This is a genomic window from Xenophilus sp. (genome assembly GCF_044462705.1).
Classification (GTDB): domain Bacteria; phylum Pseudomonadota; class Gammaproteobacteria; order Burkholderiales; family Burkholderiaceae_C; genus Xenophilus; species Xenophilus azovorans.
Genome location: NZ_JBIQNC010000262.1, coordinates 1 through 5,824 on the forward strand (window position 1 = coordinate 1; position 5,824 = coordinate 5,824).

The 5,824-nt window shown below is 73.5% G+C and carries 6 protein-coding genes; all 6 read right to left on the minus strand.

Annotated features, from left to right (window positions below):
• Positions 1-677 (minus strand): 5'-methylthioadenosine/adenosylhomocysteine nucleosidase (locus ACIY1X_RS24095; RefSeq protein ID WP_399685585.1); only part of this gene is annotated, 677 nt, incomplete at its 3' end.
• Positions 678-679: 2 nt separating this feature from the next.
• A complete protein-coding gene (locus ACIY1X_RS24100) occupies positions 680-3,037 on the minus strand; it encodes a xanthine dehydrogenase family protein molybdopterin-binding subunit (protein WP_399685587.1) in 2,358 nt (785 codons plus the stop codon).
• Positions 3,038-3,095: 58 nt separating this feature from the next.
• A complete protein-coding gene (locus ACIY1X_RS24105) occupies positions 3,096-3,575 on the minus strand; it encodes an ExbD/TolR family protein (RefSeq protein ID WP_399685590.1) in 480 nt (159 codons plus the stop codon).
• 5 nt (positions 3,576-3,580) lie between these two features.
• The gene (locus ACIY1X_RS24110) at positions 3,581-4,288 is read right to left on the minus strand and encodes a MotA/TolQ/ExbB proton channel family protein (RefSeq protein WP_399685593.1); all 708 of its coding nucleotides are present in this window, start codon (positions 4,286-4,288) and stop codon (positions 3,581-3,583) included.
• Between the two features lie 22 nt (positions 4,289-4,310).
• The gene (gene dapB / locus ACIY1X_RS24115; RefSeq protein ID WP_399685596.1) at positions 4,311-5,159 is read right to left on the minus strand and encodes a 4-hydroxy-tetrahydrodipicolinate reductase; all 849 of its coding nucleotides are present in this window, start codon (positions 5,157-5,159) and stop codon (positions 4,311-4,313) included.
• A gap of 58 nt (positions 5,160-5,217) precedes the next feature.
• Entirely contained in the window at positions 5,218-5,784 is a 567-nt protein-coding gene (locus ACIY1X_RS24120) for an outer membrane protein assembly factor BamE (RefSeq protein ID WP_399685599.1), read from the minus strand.
• Between the last annotated feature and the right edge of the window lie 40 nt (positions 5,785-5,824).

The window sequence follows — 5,824 nt, forward strand, 5'->3', positions numbered from 1 at the left end:
GCGTCGTCGGCGCGGTCGGAGACGGTGCGCACCGCGGCGAAGGGCACGCCGTAGTCGTGGCACACCTGGGCCATGGCGGCGCCTTCCATCTCCACCGCCAGCGCCTCGGGCAGGGCGGCGCGCAGGCGTTCGCTCTCGGCGGCGGTGGCGACGAAGCGGTCGCCGCTCGCCACCAGGCCGCGGTGCACGCGCGGGGCGGCGAGGCCGAAGTCCTGCACCGCCTGTGCGCCCAGCAGCGCGGCGGGCTCGCGCAGGGCCTCGGCTGCCACGCCCGCCAGCGCCTCGGCCAGCGCCGCGTCGGCGGCGAAGCGCGCACGGCCGTACAGCGGCACCTCGTAGGCCGGGAACAGGGGCGAGGCATCCATGTCGTGCTGCAGCAGCTCGGTGGCGACCACCACGTCGCCCACGCGCACGCCCGGCGCCAGGCCGCCCGCAACCCCGGTGAAGAGCACGGCGCGCACGCCGAAGCGCTCCAGCAGCACCGTGGCGGTGGTGGCCGCCGCCACCTTGCCGATGCGCGAGAGCACGACGACCACCGGCTGCCCTTCGAGGTGCCCCTGCCAAAAGTCGCGCCCGGCGGCGCGCACCGGCTGCTCGTCCGGCATGGCGGCGAGCAGCGCGGCGAGTTCGTCGTGCATGGCGCCGACGATGGCGATGGGGGCGGGCGGGTGCAGCATGCTCACGCCGGCGCGGTGCCGCCCGCGCCGTGCAGCCACTGCCACAGCCGCGAGGGCGTGAGCGGCATCTGCAGCCGCGGCGACAGGTCGGCCCGGCCGTGGCGCGCCAGCGCATCGGCCACCGCGTTGACCACCGCCGGCGTGGCGCCGATGGTGCCCAGCTCGCCCACGCCCTTCACGCCCAGCGGGTTGTTGCGGCAGGGCGTGGACTCGTCCATCTCGGTGCGGAAGGCGGGCATCTCGCCGGCCTTGGGCAGCGCGTAATCCATCAGGCTGCCGGTCACGGGCTGGCCGGTCTCGCGGTCGTACACCACCTGCTCCAGCAGCGCCTGGCCGATGCCCTGCACGGCGCCGCCGTCGAGCTGCCCGCGCACGATCAGCGGGTTGACCACGCGGCCCACGTCGTTGACCGAGGCGTAGGCCACCACCGCGACCTCGCCGGTCTGCGGGTCCAGCTCCACCTCGCAGACGTGGCATCCGTTGGGCCAGGTGGGACCGTTCACGCTGCTGGTGGAGTCCACGAAGATGCGCTGGTCGCTCTGCCGGCCGGCCAGTTCGAACAGGCCGATGCCCAGGTCCGTGCCCTTCACGCTGAAGCGGCCCTGCGCGTAGTCGATGTCGGCGGTGGCCGCCTCCAGTGCCTGTGCGGCCAGTTCCCGGCCCTTCTCGATGGTGCGCTCGGCGCCGATGCGCATGGCCGAGCCGCCGGTGAAGAGCGAGCGCGAGCCCGCGCTGCCGAAGCCGTCGCCGCGGTCGGTGTCGCCCAGCACCACGCGCACGCGCTCGATGGGCACGCCGAAGGCATCGACCACCAGCTGCGCCAGCGTGGTGGCGATGCCCTGGCCCATCGCATTGACGGCGGAGAAGACCTCGATCACGCCGTCGGCTTTCACATCGACGGTGACGCGTTCCTCGAACACGTTGCCGCCCGTCCATTCGAGGAAGGTCGCGATGCCCAGCCCGCGCCACAGGCCGCGCGCGGCGGATTGCGCGGCGCGCGCCTCGAAGCCGCCCCAGTCCGCCAGCGCGAGGCCCTGGTCCATCACCTGCTCGAAAGCGCCGGTGTCGTAGACCTGCCCCATCGGGTTGGTGTAGGGCATCTGCTCGGGGCGGATGAAGTTGCGCCGGCGCAGCTCGGTACGGTCGATGCCGGTCTGCCGCGCAGCCTCGTCCATCAGCCGCTCCATGGTGTGGATGGCCTCGGGCCGGCCGGCGCCGCGGTAGGCGCCGGTGGGCGCGGTGTTCGTCATCACCGCGGTGAAGTGGAAGTCGATGAGCGGGATGTCGTACACGCTGGTCTGCACCCAGGGGCCGATCAGCAACTGGATCGCCACACCGGTGCCGGTGGCGTACGCGCCGACGTTGGCATGCGTGCGCACGCGCAGCGCGAGGATGCGGCCGTCGGCCGCCAGCGCCAGCTCGGCCTGCGCCTCGATGTCGCGGCCGTGCGTGGTGGCGAGGAATTCCTCGCTGCGGTCGGCGATCCACTTCACGGGACGCCGCAGCGTGCGTGCCGCGAAGGCGACGGCCGCGTCCTCCGGGTACAGGCCGGTCTTCATGCCGAAGCCGCCGCCCACGTCGTTAACCACCACGCGCACCTGCTCGCGCGGGATGCCCAGCACCGCGTCGCACAGCGTGTTGCGCACGCCCGAGGGCATCTGCGTGCTCATGCGCAGCGTCAGGCGTCCGTCCTGCGGGTCGATGTCGGCCAGCACCGCGCGCGGCTCCAGCGTCACCGCGGCCACGCGCTGGTTGGTGACGGCCAGCTTCACCACGTGCGCGGCCTGTGCGAAGGCGGCTGCCGCGGCCTGCGCGTCGCCGTGGCGCTGCTCGGCGGCGATGTTGTCGGGCGCCTCCTCGCACAGCGCCGGCGCGTCTTGCGCGAGCGCGTCGGCGAGGGCCACCACCACCGGCAGCTCCTCGTACTCGACCATCACCGCCTCGGCGGCATCGCGCGCCTGCTGCAGCGTCTCGGCGACCACCGCCACCACCGGCTCGCCGACGAAGCGTACGCGCTCGTGGGCCAGCACGCGGCGCGGGGCCGTCGCGGCGGGCGCGCCGTCGGGGCGCTTGAAGCCGGCCACGCCGGGCAGCGGCTGCACGCCGGCCGCCACCAGGTCGGCGCCGGTGTGGACGGCGAGCACGCCGGGCATGCCGCGCGCCGCCTCGGCGTCGATGGAGACGATGCGGGCATGCGGGTAGGGCGAGCGCTGGAAGACCAGGTGGGCCTGGCCGTCCGTGCGCAGGTCGTCGGTGTAGCGGCCGCGGCCGGCCAGCAGCGCGTCGTCTTCCAGGCGGCGCACGGCCTGGCCGCTGCCGAAGCGGCCGGCTTCGGCCAGGGGAGGGCTTGCAGTGTTCACTGGGGGTGTGGGGAACAGCGGGGAAGGCCCACTGTGCCACGGATCGCGCGCCGGCGTTTCAGCGGGGCGCGGTGTCTCCGGCGGTCGGCGGCGCCTCGGTGACGAAGCCGATGCGGCCCAGCCCTGCCTGGTTGGCGATGCCCATCAGCTCCACCACCTGGCCGTAGGGCACCGTCCTGTCGGCGCGCAACTGCACCTCGGTGTCGCGGCTGCGCTCGGCGGCGGCGCGCAGCTTCGCCGCCAGCTCGTCGTTGCCGGCGATGCGCTGCTCGTCCAGGAAGACCTCGCCCGCCGCGTTCACCACCAGGCTCACGAAGCGCGGCGTGTCGCTCGGCTGGCCGGCATCGGTGCGCGGCAGGTCCAGCTTGATGCTGCTGGCCATCAGCGGCGCGGTGATGATGAAGATCACCAGCAGCACCAGCATCACGTCGACCAGCGGCGTGACGTTGATGTCCGACAGCGGCCGCTGGCCGCCGCTGCCCAGCGCCCGGCCGCCGCTGGCGGCGGCGCTTCCGAGGGCGCTGCGGCCGAAGGGCATGGCGTTCAGGCGGTGGCCGCGGGCATCGGCCGCGCGGGGGGCGGCGGCGGTGCGCCCTCGGGCGCGAACACGGCCAGCAGGTCGTGCGCGAAGCCTTCCAGCTCCGCCTCGATGCGGCCGATGACGCGGCCGAAGACGTTGTAGGCCAGCACGGCGGGGATCGCCACCGCCAGGCCGAAGGCCGTCATCACCAGCGCCTCGCCCACCGGGCCGGCCACCTTGTCGATGGTGAAGCCGCCGGTCTGCACGGCAATGGTCGCCAGCGCGCGGTGGATGCCCCACACCGTGCCCAGGAGGCCGACGAAGGGCGCGGTGGCGCCGACCGTGGCCAGCAGGATCTGGCCCGATGAGAGGCGCCGCAGCGCGCCGTGCAGGGCGTCGCGCAGCGCGCGGGTCAGGCGCTGCGACAGGGCGCCCTGGCCTGCGAGGGTGCCTTGCGTTTCTCGCGCATCGGCCGCCACCTGGCCCAGCGCCGCGACCGCGGGGCCGACCAGGCCGGCGCGGTCGAAGGACGCCACGCGCCGGCGTGCGTCGTCCAGCGTGCGGGCCTGCCAGAAGGCGGCCGTGCTGCGCAGCACGTCGCGCGTGCCGCCGCGCAGCAGCCAGGCCTTCCAGAGGATCGCCACCCAGCTCGCGACCGACATCGCCAGCAACAGCGCCGCCACGCCGCGGCTGAACGCGTCGCCGTGGGTCAGCAGTTCCAGCGCGGACATGCGGCGATCCGGCCCGGCGCGCTCAGCGCAGCTTCAGCACATCGAACATGTCGAACAGGCCGGCCGGCCGGTCCGCCAGGAAGCGCACCGCGCGCAGGCTGCCCTGGGCGTAGCCGGCGCGGCTGCTGGATTTGTGCGAGATCTCGATGCGCTCGCCGATGCCGGCGAACAGCACCGTGTGGTCGCCCACGATGTCGCCGCCGCGGATGGTGGCGAAGCCGATGGTGGACGGGTCGCGCTCGCCGGTGACGCCCTCGCGTGCGTACACGGCGCAGTCTTTCAAATCGCGGCCCAGCGCGTCGGCGATCACCTCGCCCATCTTCAGCGCCGTGCCCGAGGGCGCGTCCACCTTGTGGCGGTGGTGCGCCTCGATGACCTCGATGTCGTAGCCGGTGGCCAGCGCCCTGGCCGCCATCTCCAGCAGCTTGAAGGTGACGTTCACGCCCACGCTCATGTTGGGCGCCATCACGATGGCGGCGGTCTTCGCACTTTCCGCGATCTGCGCCTTCTGCGCGTCGGAGAACCCGGTGGTGCCGATCACCATCTGCACGCCCAGTTCGCGGCAGGCGGCCAGGTGCGCCAGCGTGCCCTCGGGGCGGGTGAAGTCGATCAGCACCTGGGCGTTGCCGAGGCCTGCGCGCAGGTCGTCGGTGATGCGCACGCCGGTGCTGCGGCCGAGGAAGGCGCCGGCATCGGTGCCGAGCGCCGGGCTGCCGGGCACATCCAGCGCGCCGGCGAGCTGCAGATCGTCCGAGGCCAGCACGGCCTCGACCAGCATGCGGCCCATGCGGCCGGAGGCGCCGGCCACGGCCACGCGGCGCGGCGATGGGGAAGAAGCGGGAGCGTTCACGCGGAGATCCTCGGAAGGCATGCGCTCGAAGGACGACGGTGCGGGGCCGGCGGCCCCGGGCGGCTCTTTCTAAGCCGCCTCAGCGCGATTCGAGCGGGGGGTAGGACGGTGGCAGCGGCGCCGCGGCGTTGGTGCCGGATGCGCCGCCGGCGGCCTTGGCGTCGGCCGGCGCGTCGTATTTCTTGAGCTGGTCTTCGCTGGCTTCGAGCGGCGGCACCTTGCCCGGCTTCTTGCGGGTGTCGATGGTGGCGACGAACTCTTCCTCGGCGGGCATTTCGTCGCCCTCGAAGCGGGCCAGCGTGTCGCCCTCGAAGAACACGGTCAGGCGGCGCTGCTGCGCCTCCACGCCCTGGCGCTGGATGGTGAAGACGTAGTCCCAGCGGTTGGCGTGGAAGATGTCCGCCAGCAGCGGCGTGCCCAGCACTTCGCGCACCTGCTGGCGCGTCATGCCGTTGCGCAGCGCCTGCACCTGCTCCTTGGTCACGACGTTGCCCTGCACCACCTCGACCTTGTAGGGCGTGATGGCGTGCAGGGCGCTGCGCATGCGGTCGCTGGTGCTGCTGCAGCCGGCCAGGACGACCCCGGCGAGCAGGGCGGCGGCCGGCAGCGCGAGCCGGCCGAGCTGGCGTCTTGGGGTACCAAGCATGGGGAAAAAGGGTGGCGATATGATCGCGCGATTGTAGCGG